Origin of the sequence: Porphyromonas sp. CAG:1061 (assembly GCF_000435035.1) — a bacterium.
Classification (GTDB): Bacteria; Bacteroidota; Bacteroidia; order Bacteroidales; family Porphyromonadaceae; genus Porphyromonas_A; species Porphyromonas_A somerae.
In genome coordinates, this window is the sequence record NZ_HF988930.1 from 3,624 (window position 1) to 5,709 (window position 2,086).

General features: G+C 53.3%; 1 protein-coding gene and 1 pseudogene. Both read right to left on the minus strand.

Annotated elements, in window-relative coordinates:
* Nucleotides 1-1,342: pseudogene (locus QVO39_RS06605) on the minus strand (cell surface protein SprA); the annotation flags it as partial.
* A 15-nt stretch (nucleotides 1,343-1,357) separates the two neighbouring features.
* A complete protein-coding gene (ruvA, locus tag QVO39_RS06610) occupies nucleotides 1,358-1,966 on the minus strand; it encodes a Holliday junction branch migration protein RuvA (RefSeq protein ID WP_018027513.1) in 609 nt (202 codons plus the stop codon).
* Between the last annotated feature and the right edge of the window lie 120 nt (nucleotides 1,967-2,086).

A 2,086-nucleotide genomic window follows, 5' to 3' on the forward strand; every position in this document is an offset into this window, starting at 1 on the left:
CGAGCCACGAGCGACCACTATCCGCTCCTCTCTCCACAATCGGTTTATCTACCCCCGCCTCCTCGTCCTTAAAAACTAGCGACACCTGTAGTTCGTCATTCTGGATATCTGGCCTTGCCCCCGAGAGAGAGTAGCCATTCTTCATCATCAGCCCCCAAAGCGGAGAGTGAGGAGAGCGATCTTGCTCTGAAAGCAGTGCTACACGCCGACTACCCCCATCCGCAGTCACCAAGTCCCCTACCTGGTACCGCTTCCCTTTGTAATGATAGCTGTAGGCAACCGCCAGTATCTGCCCATCTCCGAGCCTACTTTGAAGAGAGATAAATCCGAGTGTCGGGTGGAGGGGATAGGCCGAGGGCGGAAGCTTTCGGGCAGAAGTGATCTCGATACCACTTGCCTCAAAAAGGTTGCTACTAGGGAGTTGCTGAGCAGTCGAAGCCCCTTTGAAGGCAGTAATCGGTTCCGAACGGCTCCGATTATCCATCTGACGTGGGGTGGTGACCCACACCTCCACTCGGTCTATGTAGAGGTCACTCTCCACAAGGGGCAAGTGCTTGAGTGCGTCGCTATATTGGGCGGCAAAGAACTCCGAGAGAAAGAAGTGCTGAGCAAAGTCGTAGTCACTACCCTTGAGCTCCGTCTGGATCAATTGTCGTCCGCCCTGCACCACAATCTTACGCTCCTCGGCATACTGCCGACTGGCCACCACCTGAAGCGAGAAAGGACCCATCAGCAAGTCCGCCCGTACGCCAAAGAGCTCCCCACCAGTATCAATCAACGGATTGCGACTCTCCATTCGCACATTGCCCGCCTGTAGTCGCTGCACAAAGTCGTAGTTTTCACCCTCATACCTCAGCCGCACTCTACTTCGGCGATCCGCCATCACTGGCTCGGTAGTGTAACTAAGGTCGAGCTGCAATCGCTCGGAGTAGTTGGCCTTGAGGTGAATATTCATCTCCGGCAAAATGGTGAAATGGCTTCGCTTGCGTAGCCCAATCGGTAGCAGAGGATTATCCTCCTCAGTAGTGGTATGGCTTAGATTGAGGGAGAGATAACCATTGGCCTTTAGCCCCAGTTTGGGTCGCTGGGGGAGTGGAGGGGGCAGTGGAGGCTTCCCCTTTTCATAAAAGACTTCACCCGATTGCTGTAGTGCCTTCGCACGGAAATACTCCTCGGAGGTGAGCAGCTCCCGCAATTGCCACACCCCCAAGCTATCTCGGCTATAGAGGAGGTAGTAGCCCGTCGCCGGGAGATACCCCACCGAATCGGTCTGGAGAGATTGCGCCCTTCCACTACCCCAGAAGAGTAGTACAAAGGTCAATGCCACGTAGCAACGCCGCATCGCTCCCCACACACGCTATAGCATCTGCAGACCCTTGCGGATCATATCATTGATACTCATATTGGGATCGGACTTTGCCAGCTTTGCCACCACCTTGCGGGCAGCTGCAGCAGGATAGCCAAGGGCAATAAACGCCTTCTCCGCCTCCTCGTACATAGCCTGGTGCTCCGTGGCAAGTGGGTCCTTACTACTATCAATACCGATATTGAAGGTACCCATCTCCGCTTCGATCTTATCCTTCAGCTCCACAATAATTCGCTGTGCGGTACGAACCCCTACCCCCTTGATCGACTTCAACCCCGCCTCATTTCCCTCCTTAATCAGTCGGGTGAGCTCACTTGGGGTAAAGCTAGAGAGTGCCAGACGAGCCGTGGCAGGACCAACGCCATTCACCGTAATCAGCAGACGAAAGAGCTTCCGCTCCGCCTCCTCACAAAAGCCATAAAGGTCGTGGGTATCCTCCCTCAGCACCTCATGCACCAAGAGCTTCGCCTCCTCACCCTCGCGTATCTTATTGTAGGTATTGAGGGAGATAGCGAGTAAATAGCCTATTCCTCCGCCCACCTCTATTATCGCAGCCGTGGGGGTACGCTCTACCACCTTCCCTCTCAAGTATTCTATCATGTCTTTCTATCTTAATTACTAGTGGCAAAGAAAAGTACCACCTCTCATATTCCCCAAAGATACAAAAAAATACCTCAAGTCTCGCGACTTAAGGTACCTACTTAAACCTTAAATTATTAT

Bases quoted from the DNA above. Each gene is read 5' to 3' on its own strand.
- ruvA (WP_018027513.1), bottom strand. From the start codon at position 1,966: ATGATAGAATACTTGAGAGGGAAGGTGGTAGAGCGTACCCCCACGGCT.